We start from the raw sequence: 16,195 nt of genomic DNA, 5'->3' as shown, positions 1-16,195 counted from the left end.
CGTAGCCGGATACCGACGATCATGATGCCTAAATACCTGTTGCGGATACGCTCCGCCCCTGACGCTTCGCTGGCCGCCACGCTGTCGGCGGGATATTCCGCATTGGTCATGTCATTGATCGTGTCGCTTGTCGTGCCGCTGCTGGTGCTTGCTGGCTGGTGGTTGGCCAGTCGCCACGAATGGATGTCTGAACAGATTCTGCCTTCGCCGCTGGCAGTCATCGATAGCGCGCGGGCTTTTATCCCCGAAGAGCTGATTCACCAGTTGCCTATCAGCCTGATACGGCTGGTGATTGGCTTTAGCGGTGGGATCGCGCTGGGTCTGGTGCTCGGCAGCCTGTTCGGTCTGAACCGGCGGCTGAATGCGCTGTTTATGCCGCTCTTTACCGTCATCGCGCAGATTCCGACGCTGGCCTGGATTCCGCTTTTGATGCTGTCGCTGGGTATCGGTGAAGCACTGAAACTGGTGGTGCTGGTGAAATCGGTAACGGTGCCAGTGACGCTTTATACCTGCGCGGGTATCCAACAGACCCCGCAAAAGCTGCATGAAATGGCGCGTAGCCTGCGTTTACCCCCCGCCGCTTTCCTGCGTTACCTGATTCTTCCTGCGATGCTGCCTTATGTGATGACGGGCATTCGGCTGGCGTTTTCTACCGGATGGGTCGCCTTGATCGCGGTCGAGCTGTTGGCATCCAGCGAAGGGCTGGGCTATCTGCTGGTGCAAAGCCGCCAGCTGTTCATGCTCGATCTGGTGTTCGTCTGCATTCTGATTATCGGAGTACTGGGGTTTGCCGGGGAACGCGTGCTGCTGAAGCTGGAGCGCCGCTGGATTCACTGGCCTGCGCCGGTGCTGGGGCGCGATAGCCTGAGTACTGCGCTGCCGAGCCTGTCGCTGACGCCGTGGTTAGCGCCAGTGGTACTGGTTGCGCTGTGGCAGGTTAGCAGCGTGCGCGAGTGGGTGAACGTGGCTTTTCTTCCCGCACCAAGCAGCGTGATTGACGCGCTGTGGACGGGGCTGGCTCAGGGCGGGCTGTTGGCCGATCTCCAGGCCAGCCTGCTGCGTGCGCTACAGGGCTTTGTGCTGGGAAGTGCGATCGGCGTGTTGGTCGGCGCGTTACTCGGCGGTTGGCGCATCGCCGACAGGCTGTTTAATCCGGCGCTGTCCGCGCTGCGCTGCGTGGCGCTATTTGCCTGGCTGCCGCTGATCACGGCTTGGTTTGGTTTAGGGGAGAGCGCCAAAATCGTGTTTATCGCCGTAGCGGCGTTCTTTCCTGTGATGCTGGCAACCCGTCAGGGGATTGCCCAACTTCCCCCTGCGCTATTGGAAGTGGCGCAGGTTCTGCGTCTGACGCCCGTGCAGACGCTTCGCACGCTGATACTGCCCAGCGTATTGCCACCATTGTTTTCCGGTCTACGGCTGGCGCTGATGCATGCGTGGACGGGCGCGATTGGCGCAGAATATTTCATGCCGTCGGGTGAGGGGCTGGGCGGCATGATGATTCGTGCCCAACAGTTGCTTGAGTCCGATCGCATCATGGCGGGCGTGGTGCTGATTGCCGCGGTGGCCGCGCTGTTTTCCCGATTGATTACCTTGTCTGAACGGCGGCTGACCCGCTGGCGCTTTGCGTGACCGTTAACGGAGAATCTATGTCCCTGCATTTTCAGCACATTACCAAACATTTTACCGTCAACGGCGCACCGCTGACGGTGTTACAGGACATCGATCTGTCGCTGCATGCGGGCGAACTGGTTGCGGTCATTGGTGCCAGCGGCTGTGGTAAATCGACGCTGCTGCGTTTGGCGGCCGGGATTGATACCACGGAACGTGGGCGCATTCTGATTGGCGAACGCCCTGTGCGCGGTATTCCTGATGATGTCAGTCTGGTGTTTCAGGAGCCGCGCCTGTTTCCGTGGCTTACCGTGACGGACAATATTCGCCTCGGTATGCTCAACCTCGATCTTTCTCCTGCGGAAGTGACGCGCCGTATTGCACACTATCTCCAGATGATGGGGTTGGAAGGCTTTGCCGACGCGTGGCCGCACCAGCTGTCGGGCGGAATGGCGCAGCGTGTGGCGATCGCTCGCGGGCTGGTGTCGACGCCGCGCATTCTCTTGCTGGATGAACCCTTTGGGGCGCTGGATGCGCTGACCAAACAGCAGTTGCAGGAGCGTCTGGCAGAGATTCGCCAGCAAACGGATTTGACGATTCTGCTGGTGACGCATGATGTGGAAGAGGCCGTTTTTCTGGCGGACAGAGTCGTGGTGATGTCGCCCCGACCCGGCCGGATTAGCGCGATTCTACCCGTGACGCTGACCTATCCTCGTGACCGCACCAGCCCAACGCTCTTGGCGCAGCGGCAAGCGGTCAGTCAGGCCTTACATCAGGCGGATGCTGTTGCGGCCTGATGCTGCTGACTACCGCTTTCTCTCACTCTTAATCATCAATAGAAACCGCCGTGAAAAGGCGGTTTTTCTTTTCTGCCCGTCACGCGAGATCATGCATTTTCAGAATAGTGAAGTGCTGCCATTAACTGGCATAATGCGCATGTCATTTTCGGTCAATACCTTAACGGGGGATTCCCGTCGGGCATGAGTCGGCGTGTTGGCCTACACTCGTTAGGGTCGCGCCTGTTGGTGCCGATGCATGATAGCGCTCATTGCCGAGAAAAGTGCTTACTTGCCAATATCTGCCCGACGTGAAAGGGCGGGTATACATAGAGATTATTGAGGTTTTCGCATGAAAAAAGTTACCGTTGCCGCAACACAAATGGCGTGTTCCTGGGATCTGCCCAAGAATATCGAAAACGCCGAAAAACTGGTGCGACAAGCGCATGCAAAAGGCGCACAGGTTATCCTGATTCAGGAACTGTTTGCCGCACCGTATTTCTGTATCGATCAAAGCCCGGAGCACTATGCGCTGGCGCAGGAGCTGGAAACCAGCCCGCTGATTAAGCATTTTTCCGCACTGGCGGCGGAGCTGAATGTGGTGTTGCCGTTGAGCTTCTTTGAGCGTGCCAATAACGCCTATTACAACTCGCTGGTGATGATTGACGCGGACGGTTCTGTGCTGGATGTTTATCGCAAAACGCACATTCCGAATGGCCCGGCGTATCAGGAGAAGCAATTCTTCATTCCGGGCGATACCGGTTTTAAAGTCTGGCAGACGCGCTACGCAAAAATCGGCGTGGGCATTTGCTGGGATCAGTGGTTCCCGGAAACCGCACGCAGCCTGGCGTTGCAGGGTGCCGAGCTGATTTTCTACCCTACCGCGATTGGTTCTGAACCCGCTTACCCAGACATCGACAGCCAGCCGCACTGGACCCGCGTTCAGCAAGGTCACGCCGCCGCGAATCTGGTGCCGGTAATCGCATCCAACCGTATTGGTACAGAAGCCAGCAAATACATCGACGGTCTGGAAATGACGTTCTACGGCTCGTCCTTCATTGCCGACCAAACGGGTGCGCTGTTGGCACAGGCCAATAAGACGGATGAAGCGATTCTGGTGCATGAATTTGATTTAGAAGCCATTGCGGCACAGCGTGCGTCATGGGGCCTGTTCCGCGACCGTCGCCCAGAAATGTACGGCACGATTGCCACCTCTGACGGCAAGACCCGGAGATAAGTGATGTCACAGTTAGCGACTCCCCCTCTCACCACGCCGCGGCAGGATGGCTTTGCGATGCCCGCCGAATGGGCGCCGCATGATGCCGTGTGGATGATTTGGCCGTATCGTACCGACAACTGGCGCGAGCAGGGTGTTCCGGCGCAGAAAACGTTCGCGCGCGTGGCGGAAGCCATCGCCCAGAACACGCCGGTGATCATGGGCGTGCCTGCACGCTACATGGCAGATGCGCAAAAAGTGATGCCAGTGAACGTCACACTAGTGGAAATGGAAAGCGACGACGCCTGGATGCGTGACACCGGTCCAACCATCGTGCTGAATCAGGCCGGTGAGCGTCGGGGTATCGACTGGCAGTTCAACGCCTGGGGCGGCGAACTGGGCGGTCTGTATGAAGACTGGCGTCAGGATGAGAAAGTGGCGGCACAGGTGCTGGACTACCATCAGGCCGCACGCTATGCCGCGCCGCTGATTCTGGAAGGTGGGTCGATCCATGTCGATGGTGAAGGCACCCTGCTGACCACGGCGGAATGCTTGCTCAATCCGAACCGTAACCCGCATTTGAGCAAGGCGGAAATCGAACAGCTGATGCGTGATTACCTCGATATTTCGACGGTTATCTGGCTGGAAGAAGGCGTGTACAACGACGAAACCGATGGGCATATCGATAACATGTGCTGTTTCGTGCGCCCCGGCGAAGTGGCGCTGCACTGGACGGATGATGAAAACGATCCGCAGTATGTGCGCTCTATGGCCGCTTATCGTGTGTTATCTACGGCCAAAGATGCTCAGGGTCGACAGTTGAAAATCTGGAAATTACCTGCCCCCGGCCCGCTGTATGCAACCAAAGAGGAAGCACAGGGCGTGGACAGCGGCGATGCCGTCGAACGCCTTGCCGGTTCCCGTCTGGCGGGTTCTTATGTGAATTTCCTGATCAGCAACCAGCAGATCGTTTTCCCGCTGCTGGATGAGAAGACGGATGACGTTGCACGCGATCTGCTACAACAGATGTTCCCTGGCTACCTGATTAGCGGCGTGCCTGCGCGGGAAATCCTGCTGGGTGGGGGAAATATTCACTGCATTACGCAGCAAATCCCTGCGACGAAGTAACGTTTCCTATTCTCTGACGGTGGGCGATCACGCTAGCCGTGATTATTCCCCCTGTTAGCATGCTGCTCACAGGGGGATCATCTCATCAGGATTAGCTTAAAAGGCTGGCTTTAGAAGTTGCATCAAATTTTGATGTCGTTTGGGGAATGGTTTTTAAGCCAATCCGCCATCGCTGCATCCATGCGGGTTTGCCAACCGCGACCAGTCGCTTTGAAGGCTGCGATAACTTCTGGAGAGTATCGAATACTGACTTGTACTTTTGGTGCAGGTTTAACGGGGCGTCCCTGTTTGCGCATTGCTTTCAATTTACTGAAAGGCATAAGCTGCACGTTCTCACCTTCAAGCGAGCGTGTATCAGGGTCTTGTGCAATAGCTTCCTGAATTTTACGGTCTTCCTCATCCGTAGGGAGGATAGTACCCTGCTTAAGTTTTGGCATATTTTTCCACCTCCGCTTTAGTGGCTTTCCGCAAACTGATGATGCGGTAAATTTCGTCGTCGTCTCCATCGCTGTAAGTAAATACTACGACATAAATTCGGTTGTTGAGATAAGCAAGGCCGTAAGTGATACCGATGTAACGGTCTTCGCTGTAGTTACCAAGAGAGTCAGATGCGGCAACCATTCGGTCCCAATCAAGATATTTAGCATCGGCCAAGTAAACGCCGTGTTTTTGCTTATTGCTCTCATTCTTAATCGGGTCGAATATGATTTTCATTTATTTATTGTAGCTACAATAAATATGAAGTCAAACGTGTGGGAACAGGCAGATAAGCTGACTGTGAATCTAGTAGTACTGACAGTTGAATGAGATCAAAAAAAGCCGGTTGGCGCGACAGCGTGAACCGGCTTTTTGATTAGACGGACCTTCGTCCGTCCGTTTTCGCTAAACGCTTAGCCGCGTTTAGCGTCGGCTGCGGCTTTCACGATGACAGCAAAGGCGTCAGCTTTCAGTGATGCACCTCCAACCAGCGCGCCATCGATGTCCGGCTGGGTGAACAGCTCTGCCGCATTCGCCGCATTCACTGAACCGCCATACTGGATGATCACTTGTTCAGCAACGGCAGCATCTTGCTTGGCAATGTGGTCACGGATGAATTTGTGAACAGCCTGAGCCTGTGCTGGGGTTGCAGATTTGCCGGTACCGATAGCCCATACAGGTTCGTAGGCGATAACGGTGTTCTCAAACGCTTTTGCGCCCAGCGTAGTCAGCACGGCGTCCAGTTGACGCGCACAGACGGCTTCCGTCTGGCCCGCTTCGTTTTCTGCTTCGGTTTCGCCAATGCACAGCACCGGAATCAGGCCCGCGTCTTTCAGCACGCCAAATTTCTTCGCAATGAATTCATCGCTTTCTTTGTGGTAGGTACGGCGCTCAGAGTGGCCGATGATGATGTATTTCGCGCCGATGTCTTTCAGCATCTCGGCAGACGTTTCGCCAGTGAAAGCACCGGAAAGGTTCACGTCAACGTTCTGTGCGCCCAGAGCAATGCGGCTGCCGGCCAGTTGGTGATTGGCCTGATCGAGGTAGATAGCAGGTGGTGCAATCGCTACGCCACAGCCGTCAACGGTGCTGAGCTCTTTACGCAGACCCGCGATCAGTTCGTTGACCATGTGAGTGCTGCCGTTCAGCTTCCAGTTACCCATAACTAATGGATGTCGCATCTTTTTTCCTCCAGCCGGAATCGCGAATGAATCAATATGTTAATAAATCAGGGTGTTAATGAACCGATGCATAAATTTTACTGCCGTCAGGCAATATGACCTGCCCACAGTATAGAGACGAAATGTGACCGTGGCTCTGTTTTTCGTCATTAATTACCGGGTTGATCACGGTTCAGATAGCGTTAGCTTAATCGGTTCAACAGCAAAAGTTAGCCCTTTTTCACCATCATCTGCAACAACATAACGCAAGGCACCTTCCGTTTGCTGATAAAAGCGCTGTCCTTTGCCTTTTTCCAGCAGTCCGGTGACTTTTTTCACACTCTGTTCTTCCGTCAGTGATGGTGCGAACGTGCGTGCCAGCGCTGCCATATAGTCGATGGCCTGCTTACGACGCACTGCGGTTTCTTGTTCGCTCTGCGGCTGAGGCAACCAGGTAATTTGCAGCGTTTTGATTTTCCCGGTGCCTTTCTCCAGCGCGGTTGAGGCATAGAGGTGGTCGTTGATCCGGCTGGCTGCGCGGGTCAACATGCTGGTGATATTACCGGTGTCGACAACCCGAAATTCACCGATCGGCAGCGTAGGGTTGCTCAGGTTGTAGCGAGAACGGAACTGCGTGATGGTTTGATCGAAGGTGGGGGCACCAGCCAGCAGATATGGCGCATTGGCTGAGGTTTTGGGCGGGAACGTCGGATCGGCTTCCGCGTGAGTCTGGTACAGCACCAACGATGATAAAACCAAAAGTGAGGCGATGCGTTTTCGTGTCATAGGGATTCGGGTCAGCCACTTCAGAAGATGTCCAGGCCGATAACGGCAGAATACATTCGATTAAAGCGGCATTTGTACGTCGTTGTCAAAAATAGTACGTCGTTGTGAGAAATCGCACGTGGCTGACAAAAATCGCGTAAAGATTGCAGGCAAATACTCGGGTTGAGGTAAAATCAGCCACAATAAAATACAGATTAATTCGGCCAGACAGGCTGACAATTCAGGGCGTTATCGTTAATGACATTACAGCAATGGTGCTTCTCGTTTAAAGGCCGAGTCGGTCGTCGTGATTTCTGGCTTTGGATGGCGATTTGGGTCGCATTGATGGCGGTGCTGTTTACGCTCTCCGGCCAAAGCTGGCTGGATACGCAATCGACGGCGTTTGGTTTGGTGGTACTGCTGTGGCCGACGGCGGCGATTATGGTGAAACGGCTGCATGACCGTAATAAGAGCGGCTGGTGGGCGTTGTTGTTAGTGGTGGCGTGGATGTTGGCCTCGGGGAATTGGACGATGTTTTCGTCCATCTGGCAGTGGGGCATTGGCCGCTTCTTGCCGATCCTGATTGTCGTGATGACGCTGCTCGACTGCGGCGTTTTTCTGGGGACAAAAGGGGAAAATCGCTTTGGCGCAGCGGCGGAGCCGTTTCGTTTCCGCCGCTAGTTGGTATAGAACGCGGTTACCAATAGTTTTCAGCAGTCATATGACCGGGTCTGCGGCGCAGGTGCTTGGTCATTTGACGTTCTTCTTTCAGCAACAGTTGAGTGTCGCGTACCATCTGCGGGTTACCGCACAGCATGACGTGGCTGGTTGCTGCATCCATCGGCAAGCCCACGGCGGCTTCCAGCGTACCGCTGCTGATAAGCTGGGGAATGCGGCCCGTCAGCGAGCCCGTTTCCTCTTCCCGGCTGACGACCGTTTGAATACGCAGCTGACCGTGGTAGCGCTGCTGTAACTGCTGCATCAGCGGCAGATAGCTCAGATCGCGTGAGAAGCGGGCGGCGTGAACCAGCACGATATTCTTAAAGCGCTCCAGACCTTTACCTTCCTGAAGAATCGACAGATAAGGGCCAATGCCCGTCCCTGTTGCCAGCATCCACAGCGTTTCACAATCAGGCACTTCTTCCAGCACGAAAAAGCCGGCAGCCTCTTTGACGATTAGGACGTCTGAACCGGGCTGCAACGCATGCAGATGAGGGCTGAGCTTACCTTCTGGCACCGTCACCAGATAGAACTCAAGCGTGGGATCGCTAGGCGCATTCACGTAGGAATAAGCGCGCTGCACTTTCTCGCCATCAATCTCCAGCGCCAGTTTGCCATACTGCCCGGCAGTGAATGCATCGGTGGGCGCGTGAACCCGAATGCTAAACAGACTTTCTGTCCAGTTTTCCACCTGAACCACCTTGCCTGTCACCCATTCAGCCATATTTTTCTGCTCCTGTTGCTTGCATTAGACGCCGCTATTTTTGCATGTAAGTCGTGCATCTACGATACGCCATTTATTAACAACTGTGAAACAATCAGTCAGTCGGGCAGTGGCCTGCTACAGCAGGAACTCGTGCAGTGTACGATCCTTACGATCCAGATAGTGCGTCGATTTAATCCGGCGGATCGTGCGGGATTTGCCGCGGATCAGCAGCGTTTCTGTGGTAGCCATGTTGCCTTTACGCGCGATCCCGTCCAGCAAATCGCCTTTGGTGATGCCGGTCGCGGAGAAAATCACGTTATCGTTGCGCGCCATGTCATCAAGCTTGAGGACACCACCCGCTTCGATGCCCATTTGGCGGCAGCGTGCCAGCTCATCTTCACCGATGCGGCGGTTTTCAACGCTATCGCCTTTGACCTGATGACGTGCCAGCAAACGCCCCTGCATGTCGCCATCAAGCGCGCGAATAACGGCTGCTGAAATCACGCCTTCTGGTGCGCCGCCGATGCCGTACAGCACATCAACTTCACTGTCTGGCATGCAGGTGAGGATGGATGCGGCTACGTCGCCGTCTGGAATCGCGAACACCTTCACGCCCAACTGCTGCATATCCGCGATACAGGCATCGTGGCGCGGTTTAGCGAGTATAGTCACCGTTAACTGGCTCAGCGGTTTACCCAGCTTCAGTGCGACATTACGCAGGTTGTCCGCCAGCGGCAGGTTGAGGTCAATCGCGCCTTTTGCCTCGGGGCCGACAATCAACTTTTCCATGTACATGTCTGGCGCGTGCAAAAACGTGCCTTTTTCGCCAACGGCCAGCACGGCCAGCGCATTCGCCTGACCCATTGCCGTCATCCGCGTGCCTTCAATCGGATCGACAGCGATGTCTACGGCATCGCCCTGACCTGTACCAACCTGCTCGCCGATGAACAACATAGGCGCTTCGTCGATTTCCCCTTCGCCGATGACAATCTGACCGTTGATATTGACCTGATTCAGCATGATGCGCATTGCCTGTACGGCAGCATTGTCGGCGGCATTCTTGTCGCCACGCCCTAACCACTTATAGCCTGCCAGTGCGGCTGCTTCGGTGACGCGCGAGAACTCAATGGCTAATTCACGTTTCATAAATACCTGTCTGTTGTCGATCGGGAAAAGAAGATATGTGGGCGGGGATTTTATCACAACGAGGGAGAGTGGCGGTTGGGCGATAGGGAAAAAACGGGCGCGACAGGCGCGCCCGATGTGGGTAGATGAGTTGGCGGATTACGCGTCGTGATCTTCCCAATTACGGGCACGAGCCACGGCTTTCTGCCAGCCGCTGTAGCGAACGTTGCGCTCCACCGTTTCGATGCTGGGGCGGAATTCGCGCTCGATTGTGGCTTTGCTCTTCACTTCATCCAGATCGTTCCAGAAGCCAGTAGCAAGGCCAGCCAGGAACGCAGCACCCAGCGCCGTGGATTCACGCACTTCCGGACGTTCCACGCGCGTGCCGAGAATATCGGACTGGAACTGCATCAGGAAGTTGTTGGCAACTGCGCCACCGTCGACACGCAGCGCTTTCAGGCGCGTATCAGCGTCTGCCTGCATGGCGTCCAGCACGTCGCGGGTCTGGAAAGCGATGGATTCCAGCGTCGCACGAATAATGTGGTTTGCGTTCACGCCACGGGTCAGACCGAAGATCGCGCCACGGGCATACGGGTCCCAGTAAGGGGCACCCAAACCGGTGAAGGCAGGGACGACGTAAACGCCGTTAGAATCCTTCACTTTCGTCGCGAAGTACTCGGAGTCCATTGAGTCGCCGATCAGCTTCAGCTCGTCACGCAGCCATTGGATGGATGCGCCACCGACGAACACCGAACCTTCCAGCGCGTAGTTAACTTCGCCGCGTGGGCCACAGGCGATGGTGGTCAGCAAGCCGTGTTTGGACAGCACCGCTTCTTTACCGGTGTTCATCAGCAGGAAGCAGCCCGTACCGTAGGTGTTTTTCGCCTGTCCTGGGTTGACGCAAAGCTGGCCGTACAGCGCCGCCTGCTGGTCACCCGCGATACCGGCGATAGGAATACGCGTACCGCCTTTACCACCAATGTTGGTCTGGCCGTAGACTTCTGAAGACGCGCGCACTTCCGGCAGCATCTCGCGTGGAATATCCAGCGCTTCCAGCATGCGGGTATCCCATTCCAGCGTATGAATGTTAAACAGCATGGTACGGGAGGCATTGGTATAATCCGTTACGTGAACACGCCCTTGCGTCATTTTCCAAATCAGCCAGGTATCGATAGTACCAAACAGCAGTTCGCCGCGTTTGGCGCGCTCGCGAGAGCCTTCAACGTGATCCAGAATCCATTTCACCTTGGTGCCGGAGAAGTAGGGATCGACCACCAGACCGGTGGTGTTGCGAACGTACTCTTCCAGACCGTCTTTCTTCAGCTTTTCGCAAATTTCAGCGGTACGACGACATTGCCAGACGATGGCGTTATAAATCGGCTTGCCGCTCTCTTTTTCCCATACGACGGTGGTTTCACGCTGGTTGGTGATACCAATGCCCGCGACTTCATCCGCGCTGATGTCGGCTTTAGCCAACACTTCGTTCAGCGTTGAGCTTTGTGATGCCCAAATCTCCATCGGGTCATGCTCTACCCAGCCTGCTTTTGGATAGATCTGGGTGAATTCACGCTGTGAAACGCTAACGATGTTGGCATCGTGATCCAGTACGATGGCGCGGGAGCTGGTTGTGCCCTGGTCGAGCGCGACAATGTATTTTTTTTCCGGGTTCATAAATCCAATCCTGTAATGATTAACCGTGAAATAGGATGGTCGTGGCGTTAAGTTTAACGGCTTTCACGACGCGTGGTAGTTTCTGCCTCGGGTTCGCACACATCACATGGCAGATTGCGGCCAATCAGTGCGCGATAGCCGAAGGCACCCAGACAGGCACCGATAATCGGGCCGAAGATGGGAACCAGGAAGTAAGGAATGTCGCGTGCGCCGGTGAAGGCCACGTTGCCCCAGCCCGCCAGGAAAGCGAACAGCTTAGGACCAAAGTCACGCGCTGGGTTAAGGGCGAAGCCGGTTAGCGGCCCCATGGATGCACCGATAACGGCAATCAAAATACCGATCAGCAGGGGAGCGAGTGGCCCGCGTGGGATGCCGTTACCATCATCGGTCAGCGCCAGAATCAGGCACATCAGGATGGCGGTGATGACGGTTTCAACCAGCAGCGCCTGCATAACGGAAATGTGTGGGTTCGGATAGGTTGAGAAAATGCCCGCTAAACTCAGGCTTTCCGTGCTGCCGCGCACCATATTGTTGGTTTGTTCAAAATCCACGAACAGATTGTGATACAGACCGTAGACCAGTGCGGCTGCACAAAATGCCCCAGCAATCTGCGCCAGAATGTAAGGTACCACCTTGCGCCCATCGAAACAGGCAAACAGCCACAGGGCGATAGTAACGGCCGGGTTGAGGTGAGCGCCGGAAATGGCGGCGGTCAGGTAGATTGCCATCGCAACCCCTAGCCCCCAAATGATGCTGATCTCCCACTGTCCGAAGCTGGCTCCCGCCAGTTTCAAGGCGGCGACACAGCCGACACCGAAGAAAATCAGCAGGCCAGTGCCGAGGAATTCGGCGATACACTGGCCTTTTAGCGTTGAACGTTCTGCTTGGCTCATATTTTTTTCCTGCTGGGTAACATACAGAGTGGTAGGTCTAAGGATACCGTTGGGGGCATCCTCTGTTTTAAATGTATTTATGATGTGAATTTATCGTTAATGCTCGAAAACGAGAAATATCGAAATTGAAATGTGTGTTGTGCGTCAAGAAAATGAGCGTATTCGCTTATAAAATGACTCGCGGTGGTTTTTCGCCCACGGTTGATAGTAACGTTCAGGTTAAATTTATTAACACAATAGGGGTAATGGGGAAGCGAACAGGAGTAGTTTTCAGTTTGCGCCGCTCATTTTTCCGTTTCGGCTGTCCGTTTTTCAGTTTGTGCTGCCCATTTTTCAGTTTGTACTGATAGTGTTACGTAAGAAAAGCTGCCACACTCGCGTAGTGGGGGATGTGCGCTAGACAGGTGGCGGTTGGCTACATACAATTTCGCTATGGTCTGTCTTGCCAGCCGTCCCGCGGTCAGGATTATGTTTACGGGCGGATGGCGACACCGTTGGGTGTTGGTTACAGAGTTCGAAAGCCAGCGTTAACCGATCTTTGCCTTGTTGCGATTAAAAGGGGTTTGAAGAATGTCATTTGAAGTGTTTGAAAAGCTGGAAGCGAAAGTTCAGCAGGCGATTGATACCATCACGCTGTTGCAAATGGAAATTGAAGAGCTGAAAGAGCAGAACAACGCGCTGTCGCAGGATGTTCAGGCGGCAGCGGGTTCACGTGAAGCGCTGGTGCGCGAGAACGAGCAGTTGAAAGAAGAGCAAGTGGTATGGCAAGAGCGCCTGCGCGCGCTGTTAGGCAAAATGGAAGAAGTCTAATCGGACTTGCTGGCTCAGGCGAAGGAACGGCTTATCGATTGAGCCAAATAAAAAAGGGCGTGTATCGCCCTTTTTTGTGGTGAGGTTGCCGCAATAAAAATGCGACCAACTCAACGATATTATTCAATATCCAGCGGGTCTTCCGCCAAAATAATACCGGTATTATCGGCATACAGATGGTCACCGGAGAAGAAGGTGACGCCACCGAAGTTGACGCGAATATCGCTTTCGCCGATGCCTTCGCTACCCGCGCCGACCGGAATGGCCGCCATCGCCTGAATACCGATATCCAGCTCAGCCAAATCGTCAACCTGACGCACCGCGCCATAAACGACAATGCCTTCCCACTCGTTTTGCGTCGCCAACCGGGCGATTTCCGCGTTGATCAACGCGCGGCGCACGGAACCCCCGCCATCGACCAGAAGCACGCGCCCGAGGCCGTTCTCTTCAAGGAGATCGAACAGCAGGCCGTTATCTTCAAAACATTTCACCGTGGTGATTTTGCCACCAAATGAAGTACGCCCGCCAAAATTAGAGAACAGAGGCTCAACAACATTCACCTCTTCGTGGTAGATATCGCACAGTTCGGAAGTATCGTATTTCATAGGATTAACGTCTGTTTGCCGCCGGAATCATGAGTATATCCCTTTCTGGCGGCTGTTGGCAAAATCATCAAATGTTAACTTGATGCGTATCAGTAAATACGCGCTGCTTTTCGTCTGTGCTCACTTTACCCGCACTAACTCAATATCACGCCGACAGCGAACAGAATGTTAGTCAGCAGCGCGCCTTTCACTGTTTTTTCCAGCATCGGGCGCATACTGAATGCGCTGGTTTCACGCAGCACATAGCGTGCCTGCTGAATCAGCAACGGGAGCGTCAGAATAAAGAGCCAGCCCGCCAGACTGTGCAGATAAAATGTGGCAAACAGACCGAGGCAAACCGGAGCCAGCAACAGCAGCATCGTGTGGTAGAAGCGCGCTTTTTCCGCACCCAGACGCACTGCCAGCGTGTTCTTTCCACTGATACGATCGTTATCGATATCGCGCAGGTTGTTGATGTTGAGCACCGCCGTTGCCAATAGACCGCAGGCTGTCGCAGGTAGCATCACGACGCTGTCGAAATGTCCGGTTTGCAGGTAATACGACCCCGCGACGCTGAGCCAGCCGAAAAAGATCAGCACCGAGATATCGCCGAGCCCGATGTAGCCATAGGGTTTATTACCGACGGTATAGGTGATAGCGGCGAAAATTGCCAGCAACCCTAGGATCAGGAAACCGAAGATATCCGCTGGCTTTTCACACGCCAGAATCACCAGACTCACGCCGGAAATGATGGTGAGCGCCACGGTCACGATTAGCGCATTGCGCAGCTGCGTCAGCGTAATCGCCCCGGTTTGGATGCCACGCAATGGCCCGATACGTTCCTCGGTGTCGCTGCCTTTTATCGCATCCCCATAGTCGTTCGCCAGATTGGAAAGGATTTGCAGCAGTCCGGCGGTCAACAACGCCAGTAATGCTACGCCCGGTTTAAAGCTGCTATGCCAGCTCGCAATCGCCGAGCCAGTGACGATGGACGCAAAAGCTAATGGCAACGTCTTTGGACGCAGGCTATCCAGCCAGGCTTTGGTTTTGCTGCTATGGGTCGATAAGGTCATGGTGTGCTTCAATTTTTATTGACGATTCAATTGCGTGAATCATCCGTTTATAAACAAGAAAAGTCAGTGATGGCGGCGTCAGAAACAAAAGTGGGAGGCCAACGCCTCCCACTTTATCGTTAATCGTGCGATCCGCGAAAACGGATTATAAGATAAATCGACTCAGATCTTCATCTGCTACTAATTCATCCAGATGATTACGTACGTAATCTGCGTCAATGGTAACGCTTTGACCGTTCATTTCGCTGGCGTCGTAAGAGACGTCTTCGATCAGACGCTCCATCACGGTATGCAGACGGCGCGCGCCGATATTCTCGGTGCTTTCGTTGACCTGCCAGGCGGCTTCGGCAATACGGCGGATACCATCGGCGGTGAACGAAATGTCCACGCCTTCCGTCGCCATCAGCGCTTTGTACTGTTCGGTCAGCGAGGCGCTCGGTTCCGTCAGGATGCGCTCGAAATCTTCCGTTGTCAGCGCCTGCAACTCTACGCGAATCGGCAGACGTCCCTGCAATTCTGGAATCAGATCGGACGGGCTGGCAACCTGGAACGCACCGGAAGCGATAAACAGGATGTGGTCGGTTTTGACCATACCGTGCTTGGTCGATACGGTACAGCCTTCCACCAGTGGCAGCAGATCGCGCTGAACGCCTTCACGAGAAACATCCGGGCCGGAGCTTTCGCCGCGCTTACAGATTTTGTCGATCTCATCGATGAACACGATACCGTGCTGCTCAACGGCTTCAATTGCCTGCTGTTTCAGCTCTTCCGGGTTCACCAGCTTGGCAGCTTCTTCTTCTATTAGCAGCTTGAAGGCGTCTTTGATTTTGATCTTGCGGGCTTTTTGCTTCTGGCCTGCCAGATTCTGGAACATAGACTGGAGCTGGTTGGTCATCTCTTCCATGCCCGGCGGTGCCATGATCTCTACGCCAACGGGAGCGGCAGCCAGATCGATCTCGATCTCTTTGTCGTCCAACTGGCCTTCACGCAGTTTCTTGCGGAATGCCTGACGTGCGGCGGAAGGCTCCGGTGTGCTTTCTGCCTGTCCCCAGTTGTTCTTCGCCGGTGGAATCAGCACGTCCAGAATGCGGTCTTCTGCCATCTCTTCCGCACGGAAGCGGTTTTTTTCGATGGACTGGAGACGCACCATTTTGATCGCAGAATCCGTCAGATCGCGGATGATGGAGTCAACTTCTTTACCGACATAGCCGACTTCGGTGAATTTGGTGGCTTCAACTTTGATGAACGGCGCATTGGCGAGCTTCGCCAGACGACGAGCGATTTCGGTTTTACCGACGCCGGTCGGGCCGATCATGAGAATGTTTTTAGGCGTCACTTCATGACGAAGTGCTTCGTCCAACTGCATACGGCGCCAGCGGTTACGCAGCGCGATGGAAACGGCACGTTTCGCTTTATGCTGGCCGATGATATAGCTGTCGAGTTCGCTGACTATCTCGCGCGGGGTCATTTCAGACATAGTTGA

The 16,195-nt window shown here is 54.6% G+C and carries 17 protein-coding genes; 6 read left to right on the top strand and 11 right to left on the bottom strand.

The features are described 5' to 3' along the window. Positions 1–21: 21 nt before the first annotated feature. The 4 genes from BUB06_RS14620 (at position 22) to aguA (ending at position 4,728) form a co-directional block, all read left to right on the top strand. Positions 22–1,629: an ABC transporter permease gene (locus BUB06_RS14620; RefSeq protein ID WP_039474887.1), complete on the top strand. Its 1,608-nt coding sequence runs from the start codon at positions 22–24 to the stop codon at positions 1,627–1,629. A gap of 17 nt (positions 1,630–1,646) precedes the next feature. Then, entirely contained in the window at positions 1,647–2,405 is a 759-nt protein-coding gene (locus tag BUB06_RS14615) for an ABC transporter ATP-binding protein (RefSeq protein ID WP_039474889.1), read from the top strand. A 331-nt stretch (positions 2,406–2,736) separates the two neighbouring features. Then, positions 2,737–3,621, top strand: a complete 885-nt coding sequence (gene aguB, locus BUB06_RS14610; protein WP_039474891.1) for an N-carbamoylputrescine amidase — start codon at positions 2,737–2,739, stop codon at positions 3,619–3,621. A 3-nt stretch (positions 3,622–3,624) separates the two neighbouring features. Further along, positions 3,625–4,728 carry an agmatine deiminase gene (gene aguA / locus BUB06_RS14605; RefSeq protein ID WP_039474894.1) on the top strand — a complete coding sequence of 368 codons (1,104 nt, stop codon included), beginning with the start codon at positions 3,625–3,627 and terminating at the stop codon, positions 4,726–4,728. A 122-nt stretch (positions 4,729–4,850) separates the two neighbouring features. Here aguA and BUB06_RS14600 read toward each other — a convergent pair whose 3' ends face one another. The 4 genes from BUB06_RS14600 to BUB06_RS14585 all read right to left on the bottom strand — a co-directional run bounded on the left by BUB06_RS14600 (position 4,851) and on the right by BUB06_RS14585 (position 7,151). Next, positions 4,851–5,165 carry a BrnA antitoxin family protein gene (locus BUB06_RS14600; RefSeq protein WP_010299332.1) on the bottom strand — a complete coding sequence of 105 codons (315 nt, stop codon included), beginning with the start codon at positions 5,163–5,165 and terminating at the stop codon, positions 4,851–4,853. Then, positions 5,152–5,442, bottom strand: a complete 291-nt coding sequence (locus BUB06_RS14595; protein WP_039474897.1) for a BrnT family toxin — start codon at positions 5,440–5,442, stop codon at positions 5,152–5,154. The genes BUB06_RS14600 and BUB06_RS14595 overlap by 14 nt, the downstream gene beginning before the upstream one ends. Positions 5,443–5,618: 176 nt before the next feature. After that, positions 5,619–6,386 (bottom strand): triose-phosphate isomerase, encoded by a 768-nt coding sequence (gene tpiA / locus BUB06_RS14590; protein WP_039474899.1) that lies wholly within the window; start codon positions 6,384–6,386, stop codon positions 5,619–5,621. A 165-nt stretch (positions 6,387–6,551) separates the two neighbouring features. Continuing rightward, complete coding sequence (locus BUB06_RS14585) at positions 6,552–7,151, bottom strand: YiiQ family protein (RefSeq protein WP_010299325.1); 600 nt, start codon at positions 7,149–7,151, stop codon at positions 6,552–6,554. Positions 7,152–7,388: 237 nt separating this feature from the next. On the opposite strand from BUB06_RS14585, the gene BUB06_RS14580 reads away from it, so the two are divergent. After that, positions 7,389–7,811, top strand: coding sequence for a DUF805 domain-containing protein (locus BUB06_RS14580; RefSeq protein WP_010281540.1), 423 nt, complete (start codon positions 7,389–7,391; stop codon positions 7,809–7,811). A gap of 16 nt (positions 7,812–7,827) precedes the next feature. Here BUB06_RS14580 and fpr read toward each other — a convergent pair whose 3' ends face one another. The 4 genes from fpr to BUB06_RS14560 all read right to left on the bottom strand — a co-directional run bounded on the left by fpr (position 7,828) and on the right by BUB06_RS14560 (position 12,245). Next, positions 7,828–8,574 (bottom strand): ferredoxin--NADP(+) reductase, encoded by a 747-nt coding sequence (fpr, locus tag BUB06_RS14575; RefSeq protein ID WP_010281538.1) that lies wholly within the window; start codon positions 8,572–8,574, stop codon positions 7,828–7,830. 117 nt (positions 8,575–8,691) lie between these two features. Further along, positions 8,692–9,702, bottom strand: coding sequence for a class II fructose-bisphosphatase (gene glpX / locus BUB06_RS14570; protein ID WP_039474903.1), 1,011 nt, complete (start codon positions 9,700–9,702; stop codon positions 8,692–8,694). Positions 9,703–9,840: 138 nt separating this feature from the next. Beyond that, a complete protein-coding gene (gene glpK / locus BUB06_RS14565) occupies positions 9,841–11,352 on the bottom strand; it encodes a glycerol kinase GlpK (RefSeq protein ID WP_010299314.1) in 1,512 nt (503 codons plus the stop codon). A 53-nt stretch (positions 11,353–11,405) separates the two neighbouring features. Continuing rightward, complete coding sequence (locus BUB06_RS14560) at positions 11,406–12,245, bottom strand: MIP/aquaporin family protein (protein WP_010299311.1); 840 nt, start codon at positions 12,243–12,245, stop codon at positions 11,406–11,408. 570 nt (positions 12,246–12,815) lie between these two features. Here BUB06_RS14560 and zapB point away from each other — a divergent pair. Continuing rightward, positions 12,816–13,055, top strand: coding sequence for a septal ring assembly protein ZapB (gene zapB, locus BUB06_RS14555; protein WP_010281529.1), 240 nt, complete (start codon positions 12,816–12,818; stop codon positions 13,053–13,055). A 119-nt stretch (positions 13,056–13,174) separates the two neighbouring features. On the opposite strand, the gene rraA is transcribed toward zapB, so the two are convergent. From rraA to hslU, 3 genes are all read right to left on the bottom strand, one after another. Beyond that, positions 13,175–13,660 (bottom strand): ribonuclease E activity regulator RraA, encoded by a 486-nt coding sequence (gene rraA / locus BUB06_RS14550; protein ID WP_010281528.1) that lies wholly within the window; start codon positions 13,658–13,660, stop codon positions 13,175–13,177. Positions 13,661–13,794: 134 nt separating this feature from the next. Further along, complete coding sequence (locus BUB06_RS14545) at positions 13,795–14,712, bottom strand: 1,4-dihydroxy-2-naphthoate polyprenyltransferase (RefSeq protein ID WP_039474905.1); 918 nt, start codon at positions 14,710–14,712, stop codon at positions 13,795–13,797. Between the two features lie 145 nt (positions 14,713–14,857). Continuing rightward, positions 14,858–16,189: an HslU--HslV peptidase ATPase subunit gene (gene hslU, locus BUB06_RS14540; protein WP_010299298.1), complete on the bottom strand. Its 1,332-nt coding sequence runs from the start codon at positions 16,187–16,189 to the stop codon at positions 14,858–14,860. Between the last annotated feature and the right edge of the window lie 6 nt (positions 16,190–16,195).

The organism is Pectobacterium carotovorum (genome assembly GCF_900129615.1).
GTDB classification, from domain to species: Bacteria; Pseudomonadota; Gammaproteobacteria; order Enterobacterales; family Enterobacteriaceae; genus Pectobacterium; species Pectobacterium carotovorum.
The sequence above is the reverse complement of the archived record's forward strand: the minus strand, read 5'-3'. Positions and strand labels throughout refer to the sequence as shown.